General features: G+C 54.0%; 18 protein-coding genes and 3 pseudogenes. 9 read left to right on the top strand and 12 right to left on the bottom strand.

What is annotated here, in order from left to right:
- The first annotated feature begins 40 nt into the window (after window positions 1-40).
- Complete coding sequence (gene ade / locus JCM25354_RS00750; RefSeq protein ID WP_025884590.1) at window positions 41-1741, top strand: adenine deaminase; 1701 nt, start codon at window positions 41-43, stop codon at window positions 1739-1741.
- Window positions 1742-1781: 40 nt separating this feature from the next.
- Here the strand turns inward: ade and JCM25354_RS00745 are convergent, their stop codons facing one another.
- From JCM25354_RS00745 to gluP, 3 genes and pseudogenes are all read right to left on the bottom strand, one after another.
- Window positions 1782-3257, bottom strand: a complete 1476-nt coding sequence (locus JCM25354_RS00745; RefSeq protein ID WP_025884589.1) for a carbohydrate porin — start codon at window positions 3255-3257, stop codon at window positions 1782-1784.
- A gap of 231 nt (window positions 3258-3488) precedes the next feature.
- Window positions 3489-4606, bottom strand: a pseudogene (nagA, locus tag JCM25354_RS15620) (N-acetylglucosamine-6-phosphate deacetylase).
- Window positions 4607-4610: 4 nt separating this feature from the next.
- On the bottom strand, window positions 4611-5891 hold the full coding sequence (gluP, locus tag JCM25354_RS00735) for a glucose/galactose MFS transporter (protein WP_025884588.1): 1281 nt from the start codon (window positions 5889-5891) through the stop codon (window positions 4611-4613).
- A gap of 584 nt (window positions 5892-6475) precedes the next feature.
- Here gluP and JCM25354_RS23205 point away from each other — a divergent pair.
- The 3 genes and pseudogenes from JCM25354_RS23205 to JCM25354_RS00705 all read left to right on the top strand — a co-directional run bounded on the left by JCM25354_RS23205 (window position 6476) and on the right by JCM25354_RS00705 (window position 10697).
- Window positions 6476-7482 (top strand): annotated as a pseudogene (locus tag JCM25354_RS23205) (ROK family protein).
- Between the two features lie 228 nt (window positions 7483-7710).
- Window positions 7711-8465 (top strand): annotated as a pseudogene (locus JCM25354_RS15610) (copper homeostasis protein CutC).
- Window positions 8466-8627: 162 nt separating this feature from the next.
- Window positions 8628-10697: a beta-N-acetylhexosaminidase gene (locus tag JCM25354_RS00705; protein WP_243443809.1), complete on the top strand. Its 2070-nt coding sequence runs from the start codon at window positions 8628-8630 to the stop codon at window positions 10695-10697.
- Window positions 10698-10817: 120 nt separating this feature from the next.
- On the opposite strand, the gene nagB is transcribed toward JCM25354_RS00705, so the two are convergent.
- Window positions 10818-11585 (bottom strand): glucosamine-6-phosphate deaminase, encoded by a 768-nt coding sequence (gene nagB, locus JCM25354_RS00700; RefSeq protein WP_025884584.1) that lies wholly within the window; start codon window positions 11583-11585, stop codon window positions 10818-10820.
- A gap of 468 nt (window positions 11586-12053) precedes the next feature.
- Between nagB and JCM25354_RS19600 the strand changes: the two genes are divergently transcribed.
- Together JCM25354_RS19600 and JCM25354_RS15605 are read left to right on the top strand one after the other, a co-directional pair.
- Window positions 12054-12263 carry a hypothetical protein gene (locus JCM25354_RS19600; protein ID WP_051537142.1) on the top strand — a complete coding sequence of 70 codons (210 nt, stop codon included), beginning with the start codon at window positions 12054-12056 and terminating at the stop codon, window positions 12261-12263.
- Complete coding sequence (locus tag JCM25354_RS15605) at window positions 12260-13084, top strand: BadF/BadG/BcrA/BcrD ATPase family protein (protein ID WP_051537129.1); 825 nt, start codon at window positions 12260-12262, stop codon at window positions 13082-13084. The genes JCM25354_RS19600 and JCM25354_RS15605 overlap by 4 nt, the downstream gene beginning before the upstream one ends.
- Before the next feature lie 79 nt (window positions 13085-13163).
- Here the strand turns inward: JCM25354_RS15605 and JCM25354_RS15600 are convergent, their stop codons facing one another.
- Window positions 13164-15266, bottom strand: a complete 2103-nt coding sequence (locus tag JCM25354_RS15600) for a glycoside hydrolase family 3 C-terminal domain-containing protein (protein ID WP_051537126.1) — start codon at window positions 15264-15266, stop codon at window positions 13164-13166.
- A 20-nt stretch (window positions 15267-15286) separates the two neighbouring features.
- The gene (locus JCM25354_RS21255; RefSeq protein ID WP_159103422.1) at window positions 15287-15430 is read right to left on the bottom strand and encodes a hypothetical protein; all 144 of its coding nucleotides are present in this window, start codon (window positions 15428-15430) and stop codon (window positions 15287-15289) included.
- A gap of 507 nt (window positions 15431-15937) precedes the next feature.
- On the opposite strand from JCM25354_RS21255, the gene JCM25354_RS00685 reads away from it, so the two are divergent.
- On the top strand, window positions 15938-16729 hold the full coding sequence (locus tag JCM25354_RS00685) for a deaminated glutathione amidase (protein WP_025884583.1): 792 nt from the start codon (window positions 15938-15940) through the stop codon (window positions 16727-16729).
- Window positions 16730-16750: 21 nt separating this feature from the next.
- Here the strand turns inward: JCM25354_RS00685 and JCM25354_RS00680 are convergent, their stop codons facing one another.
- Window positions 16751-18322: an RNA repair transcriptional activator RtcR family protein gene (locus JCM25354_RS00680; protein ID WP_025884582.1), complete on the bottom strand. Its 1572-nt coding sequence runs from the start codon at window positions 18320-18322 to the stop codon at window positions 16751-16753.
- A gap of 175 nt (window positions 18323-18497) precedes the next feature.
- Between JCM25354_RS00680 and JCM25354_RS00675 the strand changes: the two genes are divergently transcribed.
- Window positions 18498-20054 carry a vWA domain-containing protein gene (locus JCM25354_RS00675; RefSeq protein ID WP_025884581.1) on the top strand — a complete coding sequence of 519 codons (1557 nt, stop codon included), beginning with the start codon at window positions 18498-18500 and terminating at the stop codon, window positions 20052-20054.
- Window positions 20055-20810: 756 nt separating this feature from the next.
- A complete protein-coding gene (gene exaC / locus JCM25354_RS00670) occupies window positions 20811-22316 on the top strand; it encodes an acetaldehyde dehydrogenase ExaC (RefSeq protein WP_035446535.1) in 1506 nt (501 codons plus the stop codon).
- A 70-nt stretch (window positions 22317-22386) separates the two neighbouring features.
- Here the strand turns inward: exaC and JCM25354_RS15590 are convergent, their stop codons facing one another.
- The 5 genes from JCM25354_RS15590 to JCM25354_RS00650 all read right to left on the bottom strand — a co-directional run bounded on the left by JCM25354_RS15590 (window position 22387) and on the right by JCM25354_RS00650 (window position 26763).
- Window positions 22387-23676 carry a S10 family peptidase gene (locus JCM25354_RS15590; protein ID WP_243443822.1) on the bottom strand — a complete coding sequence of 430 codons (1290 nt, stop codon included), beginning with the start codon at window positions 23674-23676 and terminating at the stop codon, window positions 22387-22389.
- A 50-nt stretch (window positions 23677-23726) separates the two neighbouring features.
- Window positions 23727-23879, bottom strand: coding sequence for a hypothetical protein (locus tag JCM25354_RS21250; RefSeq protein ID WP_159103421.1), 153 nt, complete (start codon window positions 23877-23879; stop codon window positions 23727-23729).
- A 105-nt stretch (window positions 23880-23984) separates the two neighbouring features.
- Entirely contained in the window at window positions 23985-24752 is a 768-nt protein-coding gene (locus tag JCM25354_RS00660) for a hypothetical protein (RefSeq protein ID WP_025884579.1), read from the bottom strand.
- A gap of 74 nt (window positions 24753-24826) precedes the next feature.
- Complete coding sequence (locus tag JCM25354_RS00655) at window positions 24827-25309, bottom strand: hypothetical protein (protein ID WP_025884578.1); 483 nt, start codon at window positions 25307-25309, stop codon at window positions 24827-24829.
- 122 nt (window positions 25310-25431) lie between these two features.
- Window positions 25432-26763 (bottom strand): outer membrane beta-barrel protein, encoded by a 1332-nt coding sequence (locus tag JCM25354_RS00650; protein WP_025884577.1) that lies wholly within the window; start codon window positions 26761-26763, stop codon window positions 25432-25434.
- Window positions 26764-26795: the final 32 nt, after the last annotated feature.

The raw sequence follows: 26795 nt of genomic DNA, 5'->3' as shown, positions 1-26795 counted from the left end.
TTTACCTATATAGTGGGACTGGGTCACCGGAGAGTATGGAATGCGTCATGTAATCGAGCAAAGAATTCAGCAAGGCAGTGGCAACATGCCTGCTGATCTGGTCATACGCAATGTCGGTTTGTTCGATCTGGTAACCGGTGACATTCTTGATGGTGATATCGCCATCTGCGGCGATCGCATCATTGGCACCTTGGAGCGTTATGAAGGGGTGCATGAGATCGATGGTACAGGCAAGATTGCTGTGCCAGGTTTTATCGATACGCATCTCCACGTCGAATCTTCCCTGATCACGCCCTATGAGTTTGATCGCTGTGTATTACCACACGGGGTGACAACTGCGATCTGTGATCCTCATGAAATGGCCAATGTCATGGGAGAGGCAGCGTTCGATTATTTTCTGAACTGTGCCAATCGCACCATCATGGATTTGCGGGTCAATCTCTCGAGTTGCGTTCCGGCAACTCCAGTTGAAACATCCGGAGCTATTCTTGATGCGTCGGCGCTGGGTACTTACCGCGACCACCCCAAGGTCATTGGCCTGGCTGAATTCATGAATTTCCCGGGTGTGTTGTCCTGCCAGCCGGATTGTCTCGATAAGCTGGCTCTGTTTGCTGACAGTCATATCGACGGCCACTCCCCTTTGCTGCGTGGCAAAAGACTGAATGGTTATCTGTCAGCAGGGATATCCACCGATCACGAGGCGACTACGGCAGAGGAAGCGCTCGAAAAGATACGCAAGGGCATGACGATCCTGATCCGCGAAGGATCAGTCTGTAAGGATCTCGCGGCTCTGGCTCCGCTTCTTACTCCCGAAACATCCCAGTTCTTTGCATTTTGTACGGATGACAGAAACCCTCTTGAGATTGCTCATGAAGGGCACATCGATTTTCTCATCCGCAAGGCGATCGACCTTGGGGTGAAGCCGCTTGCTGCCTATCGGGCAGCATCTCTTTCGGCAGCACGTGCTTTCGGCCTGAAAGATCGAGGACAGATCGCACCGGGACTGAGAGCTGATATCGTTCTTCTCGATGATCTTGAAACCTGCAAAGTGGCGGAAGTAATTTCTGCAGGTCGCCGCGTCAGCGAGGAGCTCTTTGACGGTCGTGATATCGTCCCTCCAATCGGCTATGGCTCTGTCCGTCTGGCCGCGCCAGTTACCGAGCCTGATTTTGCAGTGCGTGGATCCGGGAAAAACCAGGCTGTAATCGGTATCATTCCAGGACAGATCATCACCGAGTTCAGACGCTTTGACCTGCCGGAGGTAGAGGGGCTGGTTTGCCCCGATGCAGCTCAGGATATTGCCAAGATCTGCGTCATCGTCCGCCATGGCAAGAATGGCAATATTGGTCGTGGCTTCGTGCAGGGGTTCGGGCTCAAAGAGGGTGCATTGGCCTCATCTGTTGGACATGACAGTCATAATCTTTGCGTTGTCGGAATGAGTGACGCTGATATGAGGCTGGCTGTGGCGCGTCTGGCAGAGATCGGTGGCGGTTTTATTGCTGTGAAGGGCGGGGAGGTCATTGCCGAACTCAGCCTCCCCATCGCTGGCTTGATGAGTGATTGTCCCTTCGAGAAAGTGCGTGACGATCTCGAGGTCCTTCGTCATGCCGTGGGCCATATGGGGGGAACGCTAGAGGAGCCCTTCCTGCAACTGGCCTTTCTGCCTCTGCCGGTTATTCCCCATCTCAAGATCACTGATCTTGGCCTTATCGATGTGGATACGATGACGCTGGTGTCCTGAAACCCGGCAAGACGACCGGGCAAGTCAGGGGTGACGGTATTCAGAAATTGGTGGTGAGCTGACCTCCCAGTATCGCGGCATCCTTGAAAGTAGTGGTGGCGCCGGGATGCTGCAGGTACTGAAAATCAAACTGAAGCGATGTAGCAGGCAGGAGATGCAGGCTGTAGAAAGCCTCATAAACCTGCTCCCAGTTCTGCACTCCGTAGACATTGCCCCATTGATTGGCGACATAATGCAGGCCAAGCGCCAGAGAAGATTGCTGCTGCAAGCGTATCGAGCGGCTCATATCCATGTGCTGGAACATGATGCCGACTTCATCCAGAGGGCGGTGCCACGGTGTACCGCTTTGCAACAGGCCAATCCATTCATGATCGCGCATGGCAACAACATTGCCCTGAGCATAGCCGACACCGCCAATCACGATCAGCCCGTCAGCAATGCCCTTGCCGCTTCTCATCAGCATCTGATCGAACATGAGCCAGCTTGACCACATCCCGGACTGGTTACGTGCTCCCAGCCCACTGGCCTGATACGAGCCGCCATACCGGTCTTCGTAAAGATGGGGATAGCGCGAATTGTCGTAATAGAAACCTATCTTGTAATGACCAAGAAGCTTGTCCTTGCCAAAAGCAGGGTCCCAGCCGGCTTCGAATTGCGAGCTGAGCTTGCCGAGACCGTCCTGAGCCAGAGCCCAGCCCGAGATGCCGCCATTGAAGGCGTGAGGGCTGACGGCAAATAATCCGCCCATGAGATAGGTACGTTCCGTCGGGCGCACACGCAGAACGGCGCCGATATTGGCAGACGGCCAGTCCCTGCCACCGGGGGCGTATTTGCCTGGGGCAAAATTGCCGCAAACGCTGACATTCATGAAATTACAGGCCAAGGCGTCAAAATCGAAGAAGGTGCCTGTCGGAATGACACCGGCAGAAAGAATAACGCGATCATTCAGGAATGTCTTGTCGGCATACATCGAGACGAGATGAGCCACGACATTGCCACGCGAACCGTAGATCTGTTCGGGATTGGAGACGTAATCACCCAGGGTAGAACTGAAATTACGTCCATGGCCATTGACGACGAGAAGGTGGGTCCAGAAACCACGAAATCCTGCAAGCTTCTGCCAGTCGATGTCCAGTTCGGCAGCAACCTGTCCTGCCAGTACGTTGTCGCGTGTGCGGCCGCCCGTTACATTGCCCATATATTCTTCGTTGAGGGCAATGTTGAGAAAGATGCCTCTTTTCTGCATCCAGCTCTGGGCTCCCCCCCAATCCCCGAAAAGATGGGGGTTGCCATAGAGCGAGGGGACGAGTGGTCCGATCGGCACAGCACCCTGTCCGGCTATCGGAAAGCCGATGGCCGTATAATTGTCATTATCGAGGGTTTTAGCGGTTTCTGATTGCGCATATGCGGGAATGGAAAGCAAACCGGTGAACAGTGTGGTGATGGCCAGTGCTGCGCTTACCCTGCGTCGTGTTTTCCTGCTCGATCGGGTGAAAAATGCAAGAGGACGAAGCACGCTTCTTCTTCGGGTCGAGTTAAATTCACTCGTCATGTTTCTCAATTCAGACATCTAGAAAGCCATATATCTATCGGTGCGGCGCCGCGCTGGCAGGGTTTTCCGGAAGGTGTACCTGTCATGCGGGCGTCAGCAACAGAACGTCATAAATGAGAAGGGAAAGTTATATAGTACAAAAATACGTGTTCAGTTGTTATGATGCAGTGAAAATGTTGTTAAAAAATGAACACATCAGACGCACTGATGCGTTTTTTGCCCGTTTACCCAGACTTCCCTGATCATCAGATCCCGATCGAGAATGACAAAATCCGACAATCTGCCAACTTCCAGAGCACCCCGATCAGTCAGGCCCAGATAGGTGGCGGCGTTGCTGCTTACGAGGTGGCTTGCTTCCGGCAGAGAGGCGCCATGGGTAACGGCATTACGCAAAGCCTGATCCAGAGTAAGTACACTCCCGGCAAGCGAACCGTTGGGCAGACGTACAACCCCTTCACTGATCAGGACATCCTGTCCTCCCAATGTGCTCGGTCCATCAGGCTGACCAGCACCACGCATGGCATCGGTCACGAATAGCAGGCGGTTGCGCATAAGACGCGAAGCCAGGCGAAAGCTGGCGGGATGCACATGATGCGTATCAAAGATCATCTCAGCATAGCTGGCATCATGGCACATCAGCGCTGTCACCGGTCCGGGCTTGCGTCCTTCAACGGGAGACATGGCATTGAATAAATGCGTACCTCCAGCAATGCCGCCACAGGTGCAGATTGCTGAAATGGCGCCCAGCGTGGTCTCATAATCTGCTATCGTATGACCGATGCTGATACGTACACCTGCCTTGGCAAGGCTTTCAATCGCGCTTTCTGCATGATCGAGTTCCGGTGCCAGGGTGACAACCCGTACGCAGTCTAGAGCCAGTACCTCGGCTATTTTGTCAGGTGAGGGAGGGATGGCAAAAGGAGGCTGTGCACCAAGTTTGTGGGGGCTGACAAAGGGCCCCTCAAGATGGGCGCCATGGATACGTGGACCGATAGGGTCTGGTGTTTTCATGACCTCCGCAACGGCTTTCAATGCCAGAATGACATCTTTCCATGGTCGTGTGATGGTGGTGGGAAGAATGGTCGTTGTACCATGGCGCATATGGTATTGTGCGAGCTGCCGGATGGCCGCGACGCATCCATCGTATCGGCGCCATCGCCACCATGAATGTGACCATCTATAAAACCAGGCAGGATATAGAGCGGCTCTTTCGTGGTTCCACTTTCGATCTCCCTTATGTGCGAATCAAAGCGGATCGTCCCGGGAAGCAGACGATCAGGCAGAACAATCTGACCAGTCAATGTATGTGTCATGAGTTTACTCCTGTTCGGTCAGACCGACGCGACCATAACGACGGGCATAGGCCAGAATGATCAGATAAGCGGGGATGACAATCATGGCGAACATGCCCTGGAACCCGAAGACAGGTTTGAGCCATACATAGATCTGCGGCACGATGGCACCGCCGCTATAGGACATGACCATGATCGCGGAAGCCATGGCTGTCATGGAGCCTGCGCCGCGGATGGCGATGGGGAAGATGGTGGGCATGATCATGGCATTCGTGATGCCAAGCAGGGCCACACAGAAGACCGAAGGATAACCCTGGGTCAACACGGCAAGAATTGTGAGAAGACAGCCAACGGCACAGGAGAGTTGTATATAGACCTCCTGCCGGATGAAGCGGGGTACGATTACAAACCCCATGATATAGCCGATGAGCATGCCGGTCAGGGTAAGTGAGGTAAAGAATTTTGTCTCATCCAGCGGAAGACCGAAACTCTGACCATAGGTGCCGATAGCGTCGGCAGCCATCACCTCCACACCGACGTAGAGAAACATGGCGATGAAACCGGTCACAAGATGAGGTTTGAAGAGACGGCGTTGTGATCCTTCGCCGGAGACGATGACAGGGGCTTCGAGATTAGGCAGGGGGGCAAGTGCTACGCCCGCCGCAATCAGGACCAGAATCCCGGCCATGCCCAGATAGGGCGCATAGATAGCCTGCACAAAATTGTTCAGCAGCGCTTCGCGTATTGCTGGATCCGTTGCCGTTTGGACTTTTTCAGCCACCGCGCCGATATCACGCATTACCAGCAATCCCAGAACCAGAGGCGCAAGGATCCCGGCTGTCTTGGCGCAGATGCCCATGATGGCAATGCGCTGGGCAGCGCGAGCCGGTGGACCGAGAAGGCTGACAAGCGGATTGATCACAACCTGCATCAGGGAAATACCAGCCCCAAGAATGAGAAGCCCTGTCAGAGCGCCCGCATAAAGGCGCCAGGCGACGAATTGACCAAAAGCGGCCACACCCAGAGCCGAGATCAGAAGTGACAGGGTCAGTCCGGTCTTCAATCCGAGTTTGCGTGCGATGAGTGATGTCGGAACAGAGAACAGGAAGAAGGAAAAATAGAACGTCAGAGGAATAAAGAAAGCACTGAACTCGCTAAGCGAGAAGGCAACACGAACAAAGGAGATCAGCGGACCATTCAGCCAGGTGACGAAACCCATGGCAGAAAAGATCAGCGCCGCAACGGCCAGCGGAGTGTAGCCATAGGGGCCAACCAAGCTGTCTTGGGAAGAGGGTACCTTGATCATGACCGGAAATCCTCAAGGAAACGAGAGGTATTTATTTTAAAAAATAAACTAACCGGATTATAGGTAAGAAGCGAGGCGCAGGCCAGTATCATTTCGGTTGTTCAGTTTCACAATCATCGGAGAGACTGCCTGAAACCCGCTCATATCAGGTGTGATGACCGGAAACGGCTGCGGTCCGGTTTGTGGCATGTGTAGTCATTGCAACAGGATTTCCGGCATGGCTTGCCCGGGTTGTTCTGGTGAGTTGCAGATATTGTTGAGTAAAGTGTTACATGGACGGATTTGGAACAGACAGCTTCAGGAAAGGACAGAGAAAGTAATTCGTAATTTCTGAGGCAGTGATTTATAATGATTTCATTATCTCATTTTATCATGATTTTAATGATATGGAACAGGATTGGTTCAAACAAATGATTATTTTAGCATAATATATTAAATGTTCTTATTTTCAAGGTTTATGTAATGTCATCAATTTCTTTTTGATCTTATAGACAGATTAAGTCTTCTGTCGCTACTATGAATTCTGACTTTGGGGCCAAGTCGCACCACGATCTCTGCAGGGCGCAAGCTTCTTAATATGTGGGATGACAGCACAAGGTTCCGTAATTATTTTAGCGAACGAAGTAAGTATGTTCTCGACAGGCCATCATCGCATTCTGAGTGTGCTCAGTCGTTCCGGGCCCCAAAGCCGTACCGACCTTGCCCGTATTCTAAATCTGAGCAAGGCAAGCGTCACGGCACTGGTACGCGAGCTGATAGAGCGTAACATCCTTGATGAGAGGGAGCGTGTCTTCGGTTTCGGACGACCGGCAGTCATGCTTGGGCTTCGTCGGGACGCGGCAAGTTTTATCGGAATCTCTCTCCAGTCCGATCCGGTTCATATTGTTCTTACCGATCCGCATGGACGGACTCATGTTCACAAGACCATGCCTCTCGTTACAGACGTCGAGGCTTGTCTCGAGGCAATGGTAGGCGCCGTCAGGGCAGTTGCTGCGGAGGCGCCTGAAGGTGTGGGCGCGCTTGCAGGTATCGGTATTGTAATCGCCGGGATCGTGTCGAGCGACAGTCATGTCTGTCGTATCTCTGCAACGCTGGGATGGAAGGATGTCGATATCGGGCAGCGTCTCTCTGCCCTGACCGGTTTGCCTGTCTTTGTCGAAAACGACGCAAATGCCTGATTATTGGCGAGCAGCTCTTCGGCGAGTCTGGTGATCTGCCGGATTTCAGTCTTGTCTTTGTTAGTGAGGGTATTGGCGGCGCCCATATAATCGGTGGCCGTCTGCATCGTGGCCGTCATGGGGGGGCGGGGGAAATATCCCATTCTCCTATCGCCATCGATGGTAATGCGCTTCCCTGCCGATGTGGTAACCGTGGCTGTCTTGAGACTCTGGCCGCGTTACCGGCTATCCTGGGGGCAGCCCGTCGTAATGGTCTTCCCGGAGATATCGCAACTATCAAGGCGCTTGCCGCTGATGGTCAGCCTGAGGCTCTTTCAATCCTTCATCAGGCCGGTACGGCGTTGGGTATTGCGCTTTCATCAGATTATCCAGTTCATCGATCCGGCACGTATCATTATACGTCTCGATCCTGACCTCCTGAAAAGTGTATTTGCCCGGGCGTTGAGGCAGTCTGTTGAGGCTCATGTTCTGCGGCGCGAAAGCTACGAAACTGATCTGGTGCTGACTGCATTGCATCCTCGGGATTTCGCAACAGGTGCTTCCAGTCTTGCTGCCCAACATTTTCTTTTCGGGAATACCAGTCTCTGAAAGCATTTCGGTAAGATCATGAGGGGTTGTTTCAGGTGGTTCTGGTGAGGAACATGGACAAGGCGCTCAGGTCATTGGCGGAACTCCCCACCAGTCTTGAGATCTGTGTTGATGATGCCCGGGGATTGGCGGCGGCGCAGCTCGATTGTGTGTCACGCATTGAGCTCTGCTCGGCTCTGTCTCTTGGTGGTCTCTCTCCCACACCGGGCTGATCGCTCTGGCCCGTCAGTCACGTATTCCTGTTTTTGCTCTGATCAGGCCTCGTGCCGGAGATTTCGTGTTTTCTCATGAAGAGGAGGCGCAGATGCTCGATGATATTGCGGCTGTACGGGCAGCCGAACTCTCTGGTGTCGTTCTGGGGGCGGCATTGCCGGACTCTTCGCTTGATCTTGCCATGCTTGAGCGTCTCTCGGCTGCCTGTGGCCCATTGCGACGGCAGCTTCATCGCGTTTTCGATCTTGTACCTGACCCTCTCCAGGCACTTGAAGGGGCGGTTTCGCTTGGCTTTGAGCGTATCCTGACGTCCGGTCAGACGCCACGCGCCTTTGACGGGGCGCAAATCCTGCGTTTGCTGCGTGAGCGCGCTGCCGGACGTATTGATATCATGGCGGGAGGAGGTATTCGGCCGGAAACACTCTCAGCACTTTTCAGACAATCCGGGATAAGATCTTTCCACGCCTCTTGTCGTCGCAGGTCGTCGGTGCAGGATGAACGGCTGCTTCTTTTTGGATTCGCTGCAGAAAACGTCGTGACCTCTGCTGAGGAAATCATGAGGCTGGATCATGCGATACGATTAGCGTTGCACTGAGGAATGACCCGGAGAGAAGGATTGGGCTCCATGTTTTCTGGCCGGATGGCATTTTGTCGTGGATTGGGCTTGAGTGCGCTCCTGCTATCCTGTGTGTCAACGTCTGGCGTCAGGGCGGCGCCTCTGACGCCAGCATTCATGCCCCAACCGGCGAAATCAACAGTGAGCGGACGTATCACTGTGTTTTCTGTCCGTCCGCAAGTGATCTGGGCTCAGCCGCCTACACCTTTGCTCAAGCGGGCTCTCCTCCGTTTCGAGGCGAGGCTGAACCAGATTGGTATCGTCTCCGACCCAGCTGCCAACAGGAACGTTCTGCTACTGAAGATCAATGCCGGTACAGATCCGGATTATCTCTCGCTCAACATGCGTGAGGCCTATACGCTTGAGACAGGTGAGAAAGAAATCGTGCTGAATGCCGATGGCCCGGCAGGGGTCATCCATGGTTTTGCCACGCTTCTGCAGATGATTGATACGCATGGTGCGGTACCTGGTCTGTTGCAGGGACGTATTGTGGATGCCCCACGTTTCAGATGGCGGGGTATAATGCTCGACGCGTCACGCCATTTCCAGTCGCTTGATACGTTGAAGCGGCAACTGGACGCCATGGAGCTGACCAAGTTCAACGTACTGCATTGGCATCTGAGCGACGGGACAGGTTTCCGGGTAGAAAGCAAACGTTTGCCACTTCTCCATCGGTCTGGCAGTCACAGCCAGTATTATACCCAGGATCAGGTCAGGGAAATCATCGCTTATGCTGCTGATCGCGGGATAAGGATCGTACCGGAATTCGATGTGCCAGGGCATACCCTGTCTATGCTTGCGGCCTATCCTGAACTTGCGGCGCAACAGCCGGTGCCGACGGTCCAGGACTGGCAACAGGATTGTCAGGTGAAATCGGGTAATGATGATATCACCACGCGGTGCACAAGGCGTTCTGATCTCAACCTGCCAGCCATGAACCCGACCAGTGACAAGGTTATTTCGTTTGCCAGAACGCTTTTTGGCGAGATGGCAGCGCTGTTTCCGGACCGGTATTTCCATACCGGGGGTGATGAGGTTGTCGCTCGTCAGTGGAATGATAATCCGCAGATTGTCGCTTATATGAAGACGCACGGTTTTGCTGACGCTTCCTCCTTGCAGGCGGCATTCACAGCAAAAATCGAAAAGCTGTTAAGCGCTGATGGCAAGATTATGATGGGATGGGATGAAGTGAGTGAAGCCCCTATCCCTCACAATGTAGTGGTCGAGGCATGGCGCGGGTCCAAATGGATCGGTACGGCTACCAGGCTTGGGCACCCTGTGGTTGTATCATCAGGCTATTATCTCGATCTGCTCACTGATTCTGCCAGACATTATGGTGTTGACCCATATGATACACGGGCGGATGGGCTTGCGCCTGGGGTGTTGGGGGCGGGTGCAAAGCCGGTCCCCCGGGCATTCATGCTCGATCCGATGGCACCTCCTTTGGATGAGGCGCAGAAGAAACTTGTGCTTGGTGGTGAGGCGCCACTCTGGACCGAGGTTGTATCGGATGAAATGGTTGACGCCAGGCTGTGGCCACGAGCGGCGGTCATTGCGGAGCGGTACTGGTCGCCTCAGACAGTAACTGACAGGGACGCACTCATCGGGCGTCTGCCCGAAGTGCTGAATTTTCTGGAGTGTTTCGGTCTCCAGGCCTCAGATCATCAGGCCAGGATGATTGCACGACTTACCCCCCAGAATATCGTCCCGCTGACACAGCTTGTGGCTCTTACTGTGCCGGTACGCAATTATGCACTCAATCGCCAAGCCGACCGCAAGGGGGAGAGAATTCTCCTCAGTCCCGCTGCAATCGCGTCGCCAGACAGTTTTGAGGGAAATGAATTCAATGCGCTCGCGGCCCGTTATGCGGCCGGTGAACGTGATGTTGCGGGGGCATTGCGGGAAAAGCTCATGCGATACCGGTCGAATGACGTGGCTTTCCAGGCCCTGACGGGCCCCGATTCCGTGAATGAGGTCAAGCCGCTCTCATCCCAGATTGCAGCTCTTTCGGACCTCGGGATCGAGGCTTTGCAACCGGGCAGAAAGGGAAAGGCATGGCAGGATCATGCCGCGGCGCTCCTGGCTGATCAGGACAGGGCCTATGCAGCAAGTCGTGATCATCAGGCTGCCAATCATCTGCCTCAACCTGCAGGGGGGGTGCTGATTGCAATCGTGCCTGGGATCAAGGTGCTTGTTGCCAGCACAAAGTGACCCACTATTCTTGCAGAACGGTCTTTTGGACTATGAGTGCCGGTTATGATCACTTCCGATCGAGGGCGCCAGATCGTGCTGTAAAGCTGGTCATGCCTGCAACAAATCGCCTCGCATCAATCACTTCCTCAGATAATCTGCCTTCTTTCTTGTCTGAGGCGTGAGCTGGGACGCGCTTTCCTTGTCCAGAATGACCGTACAGTTTGTGTGTAACCTGACAGCAGAGGCGCTGACCTGAGGGTCTATTTTCCCTTCAAGAGCTTCTGCAACAATTTCAGCTTTGGATGAGCCCAGGGCAACCAGAAGAAGTTGACGCGCCTCCAGAATGGTACCGACCCCCATGGTCAGGGCCTGGGATGGAACGTCCTCAGGATTACCGCCGAACATTGGCGCATTCTGCTCGCGTGTCCTGGCGTTCAGGGTGACACATCGGGTACGCGTGTCGAATGGGGAAGGAGGTTCGTTGAATCCGATATGCCCCGTATCGCCTATACCCAGAAGTTGCAGATCAATTCCGCCGTGGTCGATGATGGCTTGCTCATAAGCAGCACATTCAGCATTCAGATCGGTAGCCATGCCGTTTGGAAGATGAACGGCGTGCGTGCTGATATTGACGTGGCGAAAAAGAAGATCGTTCATATAGTGGTGATAGGAATGCGTGTCTGAAGCGGGAACGCCTACATATTCATCCAGATTGAAGCTGCTCGTATGTGAGAAATCGAGCCCGAGTTCGTGATGAAAAGTGCTTAAATGGCGGTAAACGCCTTCCATTGTCCGGCCTGTTGCGAGGCCCAGGACGGGTTTGGTGCGTGAATTGATCACTGAGGCGATCTCGCCTGCCGCCAGGCGCGTAGCGGAATGTTGATCCGGCATAATGATGAGGCGCATGGGCAGACATGATCCAGTAGATTGTTGGTACGAAAAATTCGCGAGTAGGAGCTCAGATGATCTAGGTAGCCTTACTTTGTTTATCCATAAAAATTAAACAAAATCACAAATATATGAAAAAACCCTTTCAGATCATCGGTTTATTCGTAAATTACATTATTTTATCATGGAGGTAATTAATTTAATTTGCAAACAATCATGAAGTGCATAATTGTTTCTACAATAGAGCTTAGAGGCCCGTTTTCTGAGGGTTCAGAGCTGATTCATCTTGTTTTCTGGCTTCATACGGTGGGTCTGTCCAACTGGAGGTGATCATGCGATCTGCACAATATGGTCTCGCCCGCCTGGGAAGCTGGACAGAAGTAATTCATAAAAGTCTGTCACATCTGATTGGGTGTGGTCTCGCAAAAATTACTGAACAAATATTTCTGCCGTTACGCTGGAAAGTTTTATGGGCTATCACGGCCCATGATTGACTCGTCTCTCCTTGCCAAGGAAATAACGGCCCCGTTTCAACGGATTGAAAACGGAACCGACGTGCAGAATACAGAAGTCATCGCAATGGATGGCGGCGGAACAAAAACACTGCTTTTGCGCGTGCGTCGCGATGCCACCATTGCAGATTGCCGCAAGGCAGGCGGTCGAACCCTTTCAACGTGCCTGAATGGCGCAGTGTGATCAGTGGTCTGATGGTCGGGCAGCAGGAGAGGCTTGCTTCTGCGGCTTTCGGTCTGGCGGGGTTTGGTGAGAGTGCTCGTATAAGTATGGAGCTTAGCGAGACTGTCTCTGTATTATGTCCGGCTCCACACTCTATTCACAATGACGTCGATATGGCCTGTCGTGGCGCCTTTCTGAACGGGCCTGGCATTCTGCTTTTGTCAGGTACCGGATCGATGGGATGGGGATTGGGTACAAACGGTCAGACGGTCCGTGTCGGTGGCTGGGGAAGCCTGTTTGGGGATGAAGGAAGTGCCTATTGGATCGGGCGCATGGCACTGATCCGCCTGGCTCATTGTCTCGATGGACGTGAAACTGCAGGCAACGACTACGTATCGCGGATTGCGTTTCTTCAGGGCTGGCCGGACGACAAGGCACTATGTACTGCGGCTCTTCAGGACTGGTATGCCAGTCTTGATGACGTGCGTCCGAAGGTGGCAGCGCTTGCTGTCGGGATCGGGCGTCTCGCCGAGCAAGGCTGTGTGGTCGCCCGTGAAATCTTCGAGCAGGCTGCTGCTTTACTTGCTGCGCATGTCCACGCTTTGCGTCGCAGTCTTGGAGAGCCGCATCTGCGTTGGAGTTATGCTGGCGGGACCATGCAGAGCGTTGTTTTGCGCGAAGCCTCATTCGGGAATGCGGCGTACCGCAACCGCCTGGCCTGCCCCCTATTGGAGGCGCCGTACTTGTTGCGGCAGAGCGGGCGGGCTGGTCTGTCGATGCAACCTTTGTCGCACGTCTTGCAGAATCACTCAAAGCTGCCCGGCTTGTATGAGTGGCGCTGAGGCGACGGACAATCATCCGAGAAAGGCAGATTCTCCCGGTGATCTTCCGGGCAGAATCTGTAACATCCGCAAGGCTGTTTCAATCCGATGGGTTCTCAGTGCCATCAAATGTGGCGTCTTTTAGAAGAATGGCAGTTTTCAGCCCTTCATCAGCGGCCGAATGCGCCATGCGCAGCTGATAGCTGCCTGGCGTGACGTGCCAGCGATTGTCGCCCTGAGAAAAGCGCGCGATAGTCTGCAGATCAACAGGAATGCTGACTTCCTGACTTTGATGGGCGGGTATGGTGACGCGCTGCCAGCCTACCAGACGTTTTCCGATGCCCTGTCCTTCCGCATAAAGCTGGACCACATCGCATCCATCCCGATCGCTTTCATTATGAACCGTCGCTTTTGCAATGGGAGTGCCGTCGGGCTTCACAGTGAGATGGTCGTAGGTAAAACGAGCATAGGACAGGCCATAACCAAAAGGAAATAACAGTTTCTTTTTGGTGCGGGCAAACCAGCGATAGCCGACATCGGCGCCTTCATTGTAGGTCACCCTGAAACTGGCCGGACGCCCTTCTGTCAAGGGTGGTGCCACTGGCAGAGAGGGGCGAGGCAGATCGTCAACCGAGAGTGGAAAGCTCAGGGGAAGGTGGCCAGACGGATTGATGTCGCCAAACAGGATCTGGGCAATGGCTTCACCGCCCGCAACACCTGGATACCATGCCTGTATCACGGCTTGCACCTTGTCGAGCCATGGCATGAGCACGGGTCCTTCGGTTTCGAGCACAACCGTTACATGCGGATTGGTGCGGGCTATGGCGGCAATCAGTCTGTTTTGTGCTTCCGTAAGGGAGAGGTTGGCACGGTCACGCCCTTCTGTTGACCACTGAGCGATAAAAATGATGACGGCGTCGGCTTTTCTGGCAGCGGACTGAGCCTGTTTCAGATCATCTTCATCGGTGTAGGAAATGGCAGCTTGCGGCGCCAGCCGGCGCATGAAGACAAGGGGAGGCGAGGGTATCCAGACCGGCTGGGACATGATGCCGGTACCCTTCTGAGGAATGGCATTGCCTCCGAAGGGCAGAACGGTGGGAGAGCCGCCACCTGAAATGACGCCCTTGTCCGCGTGACCGCCAATGACGGCAATCGATTTGATCGTTTTTGCGAGAGGTAGCGCATCTTTGTCATTCTTCAGCAGGACAATTCCCTGCTGAGCGGCTCTCAGAGCCGTTTCGTAGCCGGCGGCTCGATCAACAGGCCGTTTTTCTGCAGGCTGATCTGCACCATTTGTGAGAAGAGCGTAGAGAATGGGTCGTGCAAGGGTTCTGAGTTCGTCGTCAGATACATTCCCGTCAAGCTGTGCAGGGGCATAGAAGGCCTGCCTGAAAAGTGCGCCGTCCCTGGTTGCCGCAGCAATACGCTGCTGTGTCTCTGTGGAGATGGGCGTATCCTGCAACAGGCCGGTGCCGCCAAGACCGATCGCCGTATCAAATTCCGCGCCTGATTCCTGGTTTAATCCTGCTGCGAGCGAATTCTTCGTGTTGTGTACTGCTCCCCAGTCGGACATGACGTATCCGGGATAGTGCCATTGTTGACGGAGGATATCATTGAGCAGCGCTTTGCTTTCGCAGCTGTAATACCCCCAGACCATATTATAGGCACACATCACGGCGCCAGGCCTGCCAATGCGCAGGGCAATGTTGAAGGCAAGCAGATCAGATTCCATGGCTGCGTCCCGGGGGATGGAAACGTCATATTGCGTACGGCCTGTCTCATATGCGTTGAATGCGAAATGCTTGATCGTTGCCACAATATGGTTGGACTGGGCACCTTTCGCATAGAAACCGGCAAGACGACCGGCGAGAAGCGGGTCTTCACCAAGATATTCGAAATTGCGGCCACCACGCGGATCGCGTGTCAGATTGGTGCCCCCTGAAAGAAGAATGTTGAACCCGCTATCCCGCGCATCCCGTCCGACAGAGCGCCCAAGCTCTTCGAGCAGAGACGTGTTCCAGGATGCTGCGCTGGCAAGGGCGGCAGGGTAGGCGGTATTTTCATAGCGTGCGTCCTGAATGCGGGCACCGACACCGATCGTACCATCTGTTTCGGTGATAATGGGAATTCCGTATTCCGGCATGGCTGGTGACCAGCCTGCAGCGTGCCGGGCAGTGCCCGCAGCATCCGGATTTTGCATCATTTCCGGAATATGGGTGATGATCAGGCTTCAAGCTGAGCGCGGCCAAGTCGGGTGAGAGTGGCATCGACACGTTGGTCGAGTGCAGAACGGCTCTCGGCCAGGACAGAGAGGGGAAGGGAGCAGAGCGCTGTAGCGAGGAGGCCTGCTTTCAGAAGCGGGGACATGATCATTTCTCCTGATGTGCTGGGAGAAGGCGATGCTTTTCCAGCCTACGGACCAGACCCCGGGCTCGTCTCAAGACAGGATAGAAGAGAAAGGCACTGGTCAATCTGGTATTTTAATCGGAATTTATTTAACTGGTTCCGGTCATCACGGTTATTTTTACAAAATAACATGGGATCATATCTGAATATAAAAAATATACGTAATAATATTCTGTTATTGTTTTTGTGATAGAGAAAATTTTATACGTTTTATTCTTTCGGACTTGTCTGAAGGTTTTCCAGGGGACGATCAGGCTTGGTTTGCCTGAAAGTGCAGCCGAAACAAGCGCTGATGGAAGCTCTCCGATTATGGAACAGATTCCTGACCGTTTTTTGCAATTTTACCGGGATTCTGCATCCTGCGCGTTCTGAGTGAATGTTTTTTCAGCGTTCCAGTCAGGATGAGATATACAAACTGGCCGTAACGGGGTCAGATATTGTCTTGGGCAGAGGCGGGAAGGGCCATTCATGCGTGTAGCACTCGGACAATTTGCCGTATCGCCTTTATGGGAAAACAACCTCTCTTCCTGCAATTCTCTGATCTCCGAGGCGAAACAGGAGGGTGCACGTCTCGTCGTGCTGCCGGAAGGCATTCTGGCTCGAGATCCCTCGGATCCGGATCATATATTACGGACCGCGCAGCCTCTGGATGGTCCCTTTATTGCCGGTCTTCTCGCGGCCAGTATGGGCATCATGCTGGTTTTCTGTGTCAACGTACCTGACGGGAGCGGCCGTTTCTACAACACGCTCGTGGTGATGCGCGATGGCGCGATCATTGCCTGTTATCGGAAACTGCATCTCTATGATGCGTTTGCCATGCAGGAATCGCGTCTGATTGCGCCGGGTCATGAACTTCCACCAGTGCTTGAGCTTGATGGCGTGAAGATCGGGTTCATGACATGTTATGACGTCCGTTTTCCGGAGCTTGCGCGACATCTCGCTTTGTCTGAGGCTGAAGTCCTGGTCGTTCCAGCTGCCTGGTTGCGTGGGCCGGGGAAGGAGCGTCATTGGGAAGTGATGCTGACAGCACGCGCGCTCGACAATACCTGTTTCGTGCTGGGGGCTGGTGAATGTGGCCCCCAGAACATCGGCAACAGCATGATCATTGATCCTTTGGGCACGATCGTGGCAGCACGTGGTATTCTGCCGGGACTGGTAAGCGCAACGCTCGATCTGGCATTCTTGCATAGAGTTCGCCAGGATCTGCCAGTCCTGAAAAATCGTCGTTTTGCCGCGCCGCGTCTGATGAATACGCCATGATCATGCAGCGCACTGGAAAAATCAGATGTTTCCGGTGACGCGCTCCCAGTCGAGCCCGAAGCGGGCGAGATATTTTCGCAGCCTGTCGGCGTCGTTCTGACTGGTTTTTCCCTGTCGGGACACGGCAAAAAGCTGGCGTCCGGCAGCAGAAAGGGAAGAAGAGGCACGACAGGTGCGGATGACGACGGCAAGCTGCGTCCGATCAAACTGATCGATGGCCTCTGGTGTCTCGCAAAGCGCTTCCAGCAAGGCCTGATCCGGGTCCTGGGCCATGGCCCGCCATTGTTCTTGCAGCAGGGCAATTTCAGTTTCTACCATTGCCAGGGTAATGCGCCCGCGCTCTGCCAGTGTACAAAGACGGGTGATCGAGGCGCCAAGGTCGCGATAATTGCCAGGCCAGGGTGAGCCCGGATCACGTGCGAACCGTAAATAGCGGGTATAGGCATCCTTGTTAATGCCTGGCTTGCAGGACAGATGTTGTTCTGCCTCGCTCAGCTCATGGGCGATCTCGGCCTCCATGTCTTCGGGGCGGGTACGCAGGGGAGGGAGAGCAAAGACCCATAGCCTTAGGCTGGCGAGAAGATCGGGGCGGAGTCCTCCGGTCTGTGCCAGTTCGGCTACCGGGCGTCTGGTTGCGGCAACGAGATGAAATCGACTGCTGGAAGCATGATCGGAGCCCAGGGGGTAAAAAGCGCCGCTTTCCAGAACATCAAGGAGCAACCCCTGCTCGGCATCCGGCAGACAGTCGATATTGTCGAGAAACAGCATTCCGCCATTTGCTTCACTGATGAAGCCTGCGCGTTCTGTCCCGGCCAGTCCTGTCACATTCCGCCTCTGACCAAACAGGGCTGCCATGGCATGTGGGCCTTGCAATCCTGCACAGTTTATACTGACAAGCCTTCCCTTGAGACGTCTGCGTTGTAATTTGAGTTCATGAAGTCGTGTGGCGAGGGTCGTCTTCCCGGTGCCGGTTTCACCAGTGATCAGGACAGGAGCGTCGGAGAGTGAAACGACCTGTTCGAGTTTTTCGATCATTGCGCTGTAGGACCGGTTTTTTGTGTCGATATTCCCGCGCAAGCGTCCCGAATGGATGCGGGCTGTCGCCTCGAACCGGCGCTGTAACGCGTTATAGCGGGTCAGATCGAGATCAATGATGTCGATTCCGCCACGTGACGTATCCGTCTTGTAAGGCGGTATGCTCTGCAAAAGCGCAGCAGGGATATGGCGGCTTTCTGTCAGCAGGAACCAGCAGATCTGTGCTACATGTGTGCCTGTTGTCAGATGGACATGATAGCGTTCGCGCTCTTCGTCAAATCCGTAATTTTCTGCGAAATCATACAGTTTTCCGTAAACCTCCTGAAAATCCCAGGGATTGTCGAGTGCGAATTCGACAAGCAGGACCTCTGTATCAGGAGATACTGTCGCAATATCGCAGGCAAGATTGCGGGCAAGGCTGTCATGGTGCGGGTCGTAAAGCAGCTCGAAGCGGGACACAGGAAAATCAGGCTGCGCGCAGAGCTGCAGGCTTGGTCGCCAGCTGCGACGCGTCTGATCGAGAGAGGTGCCCAGAAAACCGATAACAATATTTTTCATGGACGATCTCACAGGATAAAAAGCGATACCAACAGATAGTATAATCAATTGATGAATTCTGTAAAACAGCTATTTCCTTTTCTGAATCAATAACTTGTCGCGATTTTTCTTTTCTGTTTCTGCCCTGTCCGCCGGGCAGTAAAACAAGGGGGTGAACGAGAAAGGAAATCATGTCATGGCAAACAGATCATTGTTTGCGTCTTCGCGGGGGCGGCTGGTGCCGCAAAGCGACTGTCTGAACCAGTCGGGTGCTCCCGCCTATGATCTGGCTGCGCCCCACAAGCTGGCACAGCTTGCCATGACCGGAAGTTTCGGGGGTGGCTATTACAAGGACGCCGCGTCGCAGATGCAGGAGCTGATTGCTCTTGCCGGGGAGGTCAGTCCCGGTTTTCTGGCCCGGGCTGCCATTCATGTGCGTGAGAGAGGGCATATGAAAGACACGCCATGCGTGCTGCTGGCGGTGCTCTCGCTGCGTGATCCTGCTCTTTTTGCCAGGGCATTCCCGCGGATTGTAACCAATGGCAAGATGCTGCGCAATTTTGTACAGGTTATGCGTTCTGGTCAGGTCGGTCGTAAATCGCTGGGTTCACGGCCCAAGGCATTGGTGCAGGACTGGCTGAATGCTGCGACAGAGGCCCAGCTTCTGTCGGCTTCGATTGGTCAGTCACCTTCTCTGGCTGATGTGATCCGCATGGTGCATCCGTGCCCGCGCGACAAAAGGCGCGAGGCGTTTTATGCTTGGTTGATTGATCGCCCTGCAGAAGTTGTGCTTCTGCCAGAGCCTGTACAGACGTTGATTGCGTTTCGCAGTGGTCAGAGTGATGTCCTGCCAGAAGTGCCTTTTCAGCTTCTGGGTAGTCTGCCTCTGACGCCTGCGCATTGGGAAAGCGTTGCCCGACGGGCTTCCTGGCAGATGCTGCGCCAGAGTCTGAATATGCTGACGCGCTTTGGGGCCTTCAGTGACGCAGGGACGGTTGCTCATGTGGCGGCGGTTTTGCGTGATCCGGAGCGTATTCGTGCAGCCAGGGCCATGCCTTATCAGCTGATGGCAACGTTGCGTGCTCTCTCGCCGGATGTCGATGGCGCATTGGCCGATGCATTGCATGATGCCATGGAACTGGCGGTGGCCAATGTACCGCATGTCGCCGGGCGCGTGGTGATCTGTCCTGACGTTTCGGGCTCCATGGCGTCACCTGTCACGGGCTTTCGGCGCGGAGCAACGAGCACGGTGCGCTGCATCGACGTGGCGGCTCTGGTGGCAGCAGCCATCAAGCGTGCCAATCGTGATGCGCTGGTTCTGCCTTTCGAGCAGCATGTCTGTGATGTTGTGCTTGAGCCGCGCGATACGATCATGACCAATGCCACGCGTCTCGCTGCGATTGGAGGTGGTGGAACGGATTGTGCAGCACCGATTGTGCGGTTGAATGAACGGAAGGAGCAGGCTGATCTGGTGATTTTTATCTCGGATAATGAATCCTGGATGAGTGTCGATGGGAATGCCCGAGGCACGGCGCTGATGCGTGAATGGGAATGTCTGAAACAGCGTTGTCCTGCTGCGCGTCTGGTCTGTGTCGACATACAGCCTTACGGGTCGAGCCAGGCCAGCGAACGGGATGATATTCTGAATATCGGAGGATTTTCCGATGCCGTGTTTGATCAGATTGCTGCGTTCGCCTCAGGAGAGGCAGGAGCCTCCTACTGGGTGAGAGAAATAGAAAAGGAAAGGATATAGACCATCCTGGCGAATGCCGGAGAGACTACATTCACGGCGGCTTCCCGTTCGGCTGGGTCCGTCCCCGTCTTTCAACCCCTTTGTCGCCAGGGATTTTAATCATGCCACGAGAATATGCGGTGAAACACAGTTGCCAGGTGGATTTCCGTCATTCTCTGCTCTTGCAGTAACCCTTCATAGCAGCTGGTCTCTTATGGGAAGCAGGAATGCCAGACGGACTACATGTCCCTGTCCGTCGTTTCCTTGTCCTGCTTTGCCGCAATGCCGTGTTGTGGGGACTTCAGGTAATCAGGTGAAAATATCTTCTGTTAGAGGAATCAACTGAGGTTCAGGAGGAATGCATGTCGGATTACATTGCAAAAATCCGACACATCCTTGTCCTCCTGGTCAGGCGTCAGCACTGGAGAAATGCCTACAGAACTACAGGTAGAGTGCCCGTTTATCGGGAGGGCGCAGGTTCAAATCCTGCTCTGCTCCGGCAGATAGCTCAGATAGAAATGTTCTGTATCTTCTTGTTCTCCGGTGCTGGCGTCCCGGACGCGGCATGTGTGCCAGTATGGCAGGTTATTGTTTCACGAAGCGGTGACCTCGCGTGAGGGTGAGCAACGCTCCCCGATTTTTCGTGCTTTTCTCAGGGAGAGTGTTGTTTTTAACGCCTCTCTTGTTGCGTTGCGGCATCTGGCCATTCCTTCGGGTTCGCCCGTGGATATGGTTCGTAAGAGCCCGTACGTTGCCGTGAGAGAAAGGATTGTTGCTATGTCCGCTTCCAGCTCCGCTCTTCCATTCCGTGAACGTTATGGCAATTTTATCGGAGGGCAGTGGCGTGAACCCGTAGGAGGGCGATACGTCGATAATCACTCTCCTGTTGATGGCAGAGTACTTTGCCAGGTGCCACATTCCACACCTGCCGATGTCGAACTGGCGCTGGATGCGGCAGAGCAGGCACGTGACGCATGGGGGCGAACCTCGGTTGCCGACCGTGCATTGCTCCTGCTGAAAGCCGCCGATCGCATGGAGGCCAATCTCGATCTGATCGCGCGTGCAGAGACCTGGGATAACGGCAAGCCAGTCCGGGAGACGCTGAATGCGGATATTCCGCTTGCCATTGATCACTTCCGTTATTTTGCGGGCTGCATACGTGCACAGGAAGGGAGCATTGGCGAGATCAATGACAGCACGGTAGCCTATCACTTCCATGAGCCGCTGGGCGTGGTGGCACAGATTATTCCCTGGAATTTTCCGATCCTGATGGCTGCGTGGAAGCTGGCTCCGGCGTTGGCAGCAGGGAATTGCGTGGTCATGAAGCCGGCGCAGACAACACCCGCCAGTATTCTTGTTGTGCTGGATATCATCGGCGACCTGTTTCCGCCCGGTGTTCTGAATATCATCAACGGCACGGGGCGTGATGTCGGTGATGCTCTGGCCAGGAGCCCGCGTATAGCCAAGGTGGCGTTCACGGGATCGACCGGCGTGGGCAGGAGCATTGCGCATGCTGCTGCGGAGAGTCTTATCCCGGCAACACTGGAGCTCGGCGGTAAATCCCCGAATATCTTCTTTGCCGATGTGATGGATCAGGATGATGCCTATCTTGATAAGGCCATCGAAGGCTTCACCATGTTTGCCCTCAACCAGGGCCAGATCTGTTCCTGTCCGAGCCGTGCCCTGGTCCATGAGTCGATTTTCGAGCGCTTTATGGAAAAGGTGCTGCCTCGTGTGCGCGCCATCAAGCAGGGGGATCCCCTCGATCCTGCCACCATGATGGGTGCACAGAACTCTCAAATGCAGCAGGACAAGATCCTTTCCTACATCCAGATCGGCAAGGACGAGGGCGCACAGCTCCTGACAGGCGGCTCGGCTGCCAAACTGGGCAAGGGGCTGGAAAACGGGTTTTACATCGAGCCGACTGTTTTTCGTGGCAACAACAAGATGCGTATCTTCCAGGAAGAGATCTTTGGCCCAGTTCTGGCGGTAACCACGTTCAGGACGGAAGAAGAGGCGCTTGCGATTGCCAATGATACCGAGTTTGGGCTCGGTGCCGGTGTGTGGAGCCGTAACGCGAACACCTGTTATCGCATGGGGCGCGGTATTCAGGCCGGGCGCGTCTGGATCAACTGTTATCATGCCTACCCGGCCCATGCTGCTTTTGGAGGCTACAAGAAATCGGGTATCGGACGAGAAACGCACAAGATGCTGCTCGATCACTATCAGCAGACCAAGAACCTGCTTGTCAGCTACAGCGAAGAGAAGCTCGGGTTTTTCTGATATCCGGTCAGAAATTCCGGCGTGGCAATCCCGTAACGCATTTCTGTAAATGCGTTACGGGGAGACAAGGTTATCTGGATGTGTCGTTATAGAAAGTGCTGACGTCGCGTGTGAGTGCTGCACGGCTGGCAGGGCGGGTATAAAGCATATGGCCGCCCTCGTAGAGATGCAGCGAGATACGGTCAGCTCCTACAGGAATATGGTCTTTCGTCCAGCGCGTTGTGCCAAAAGGGCAGGCCATGTCGAAATAGCCATTGGCGATAAAGATATGAAGGCTGGGGTCGAGTGCCAGCATCTTGCGCAGAATGCCTACCTGATCGGTCAGCTGTGAACCGGAGCTGGTGAATTTCCAGGCACTGTTCACTTCCATGTTCAGAAGATCATAGGTGAGCTCGGTTTTGTAACCGAGTTCATTGGCCAGATAACCACTATAGGCACTACCGTAAGCGCGACCAAAACCCGAGAGAGTCAGTTCAGGGCTCTGGCTGTTATCAATACCATCGGCATAGGGGTCAGGGATAGACTGTGTGAAATCGTAAATGCCATACAGGCGACCATCACGGCTCCGTACGTCATGTGCAAACGGATTGGGTTCGCCCATTTCCTTGGTGATGATTTCGACTGGCAGGCCTGTGCGTGCGGCAAGGTCGGTATAGAATTTCCTGGCGTCATCGCCTTTGGGCGGGGCATTCGCGATGGTGGTCAGATACGGGCCGAGCGCATAATGATAGGCTTCATCCACCGCTTGGGGTGTCAGTTTGCCCGTTTGCGAGAGATGCGAGGCGATGAAGGTCGGCAAAGCCATGGCCGAGGCCATGGGATTGTTCGTATTGTCCAGAAACTGCATCTGGATCGCAGGCGAAATCATCACGATGCCATTGACGATCAGGTTCTGCTGTTGCTGCAAGGCGTCAGCCACCTGTACCGAGCGGATGCCGCCATAGCTTTCACCAACCAGATAATGCGGTGAGGCCTGACGTCCGTTCTCGTTGATCCAGAGTGCTATGGCCTTTGCGAAGGCGGCGCCATCCTTGGTGACACTGTAGAAGGCCTCAGCTGCTTTTTTCGGGTCAAGAGGCTGTGAATAGCCTGTTCCAACGGCATCGATAAATACCATATCGGTCGCAGGCAGCCAGCTGTCAGGATTATCCGCAAGATGGGCACGCGCACCATCTTCGGGATGGTCTGCCGGGAATTGCAGGATGCGTGGACCTGCAGCACCCAGGTTCAGATAGGCTGTTCCTGCTCCCGGACCACCATTGAAAAAGAATGATACCGGGCGCTCGCGGCTGCTGGTGCCATCTTTCGTATAAGCCACATAGAATACCTTGGCCGAAGGTTTGCCCTCCTTGTCACGCAGCGTGACCGTACCCGCATGGGCGGTATAGGCAATATTGGCTCCACCTGCAGTCAGGTGATGTTTGGTGATTGAATCGGTCGCAGCAGAGCTGCCAGACCTTCTTTCGATATCTCGTTTTTACCCGCTTCGGCCGCCTGAACCGTAAGTGGAAGAGCGAAACAGGCCGAGGCCAGAAGCGCTGCAATGACCGTCTTGCGCGACATGGGAAATCCTTTCGAGTTTGGAACAGTATAACAGTCCCGAAAGGCTGTGCAATCAGGTCCCGTGTCCCGAAATGACGTCATTCCAGTGATGCCCTGTCGGACAGCCTAGAGATAGTAGCCGAAAATGATGAGAAAAGATGACTTGTATCTGTTGTCACCCCCACCGGCTGCGCCATTGGTATATTGACCGGCCCCGATATAGGGGTCGTTGCGGCTGAGATAGAATTCGCTCCACACGCGAAAGCGATTGGTTGCCTTGTCTGACCAGAAAGCTCCCAAACTCAGGCGTTGCGTATTGGGGGCATGGTAGCTGACATCTTTCCAGACATTGGCGTAATTGGCGAAGAGGTCGAGCTTGAGCGGGAATTTTCCCGTATCGATTGTCCGTGCCCCTTCCACGAAAAGGATGGTCGCATGGGTCGCTATATTATACGGAGAGTCGTAATCGCCTACCGTGACAATATCGTTCATTCCCGGATTTCTGAGATCCATATCCTGACGGACGCCCATCAGTTTGAAGCGCCAGGCGCCGCTATTGCGTTTCAGACTCAGAGCGAAAGCGCGTCTCTGACCATCTTCATGTGTTGAATAATTATGGATTGTCGAAAACCAGAATGATCCTGTCAGCGTCAGATTGCGCTCTTTGCCCGGTTGCAGCTGGTAGCCGATACGTCCGACCGTCATGTAGCGTTCGTCATTATTCGACCCATTGGGCAATGACGCGCCATGTCCGGATATATTAACCGAATAACGGGCACTGTCGGCGCTGCGGCCTACAGCGTTGGGTGCTGTAGTGGGGAAAAATCCGAGATCAAACGACCATCTGTTGGTTTTATGTTCCAGAGAAACGCCAACATTATAGACTTCTTCCACGCCATAGATGAACCCGATGCTATCAAGAAACGATGATCCCCACCAGCGGTCGTCAAATGGAACTGGTGTAATGCCTAGCTGATACGGGTCTTTTTTCCAAGTTTTGCGCCCATATAACCATAGACCGGGAAGTTCACTTCGCCAGGATAATTCTGATACCCTCCATTTTTTCCATACAGAAAGCTGCCGCCATAAAATCTGTATTGCGCGGCTCCAAATATAACCGGAGAGTCGTATTCTGCCGTCAGTATCGTCGTATCATAGGACAAATGGCTCGATCTATAGCTCTGACCATTTCTGTTGCGGTCATTGAAGCGTAGATCATAACGCCCGCGGACCGCCAATCCCAACGTAAGCGAATGATCCGGTTTTGCCGGCAGGGGAGGTGTAATGTTCTTTTTTCTGCTGACAGGCGCCATTACCACGGGTGCGGGAGAGGCATTTTCTTCTGAGGTATGTATCGGGTCGCTCTGCGCGCCGTCAGCCTGGGCAGATACGTCCTGAAAGGATACAGGTCCCAGACTGGCGAGGAGCAGAAGAGTTGGTGCGACTGCCATATTGATAAACCGTTACCCTATCAGTGAATCGAGAATTTCTGCCCTGATAGAGACAAGCCGGATCATGCGATAGCTCTGTAAGCTCTTCTGATTTTTTTGTGAACAATGCCATCTGGTCTTTATTAGAAAGACCAGATGGCATCACAGGAGAACCAGAACATATTATTCGTGCCATTACGCACAACCGGATCGGCGACGGTGGCACCACGATTGAAGGGATGTGTGCCATTGAGGGATTTGTCGAGACGAATTTCCGGTCTGATCGTGAATTTGCCCAGTTTGAGATGTCTGTTGACGAAATCAGGCTGATAGGTCACTCCCGCGGTCAACGCGCCGTAAGTGGTAGGTGGCGCTATGTAATAGGCAAATGGCCGGTTTCGTATGGCATTCAGATTTGATGTCGTACCTTCATAGGCTGCGATAACGGCTCCTGTATTATCCCGAAAGATCTCGCCGCGAAGATTGAGCCGCAGTGAAGGATTGAGGTCCCACGAAAAATAGGTGATGAAGCCGTAAAGATCGTCCCGGTTGGCATCGTCATGCATGTAGATTGTGTCGAGCATGACGCTCATCTTGTCGCTGAGATGATAGGTGAGCAGAAAATCAGCATTATACTGCATCAGATCATTGGCGATCCGTCCCATGCCGGCACTGGTCCAGCCCTCGGCTGACGTAACAGGCAGGCTGTTATTGGCCTGGGGACCGAAATGACCGATGAGATGCCCGTCAAGTTTTCCGTTCATGAGATGGGAGAAGGCGATACCAACTGTTCCCTTGGGGCGGTTATTGTTGCCTGCATTGCCAAATGACGTCGAATTGCCGGCATCCATGCCGAGAATCCAGTCGAGCTTGTCGCTCAGATGGGTCGTTGACATGATACCGATTGTTTCAAATGGTACGATATAGTCTGCCGCATAACTGTACGTATAAAATGGCCGGGTAAGGGCAGATGTTCCTTCTGTCCCGAGCATGCCAAAAATCTGGCCTATCTGAAAATCCATCCCGCGCGGCACAAGCCAGGGTGTATGAAAATCGATATGTGTCTGCAATGGAACGAGCTGGTAAAGCCCTGTCAGAATGCCGTCCGCCATACCGATGGTCGGGATGAAACGGGAGTCAGAACCGTACATGAGCTCAAGCATGAAACCGACCCCGTATCCTGATCCGATGTCAGTGACGGGATGGGAGATCGAGCCTACGATCTGGTTGAGGACAACCGTGTTGGCACGATCAGTATAGAACTGGGCGAAATTTCTGCCGGATTTTGTCCATGGATTGGCAGCGATACCGGCCTCTACGGTAAGATGTACGGTGATACCGTCCCAGTAAGCGGTTCCGTTCTTGCCTGATGGCACGATATCCGGATGTGTGACAGGCTTGGGAGCATGAGGGACGGGTGCCATGCCAGCATGGGGACGCGCAGGCCCGGTCTGTTTCTTGTTGAGGTCCTCCATCCGCAACGTTCTTGCGGACTCGACTGGTTCAT

The sequence above is a fragment of the Asaia prunellae JCM 25354 genome, from assembly GCF_000613885.1.
GTDB classification, from domain to species: Bacteria; Pseudomonadota; Alphaproteobacteria; order Acetobacterales; family Acetobacteraceae; genus Asaia; species Asaia prunellae.
The sequence above is the reverse complement of the archived record's forward strand: the minus strand, read 5'-3'. Positions and strand labels throughout refer to the sequence as shown.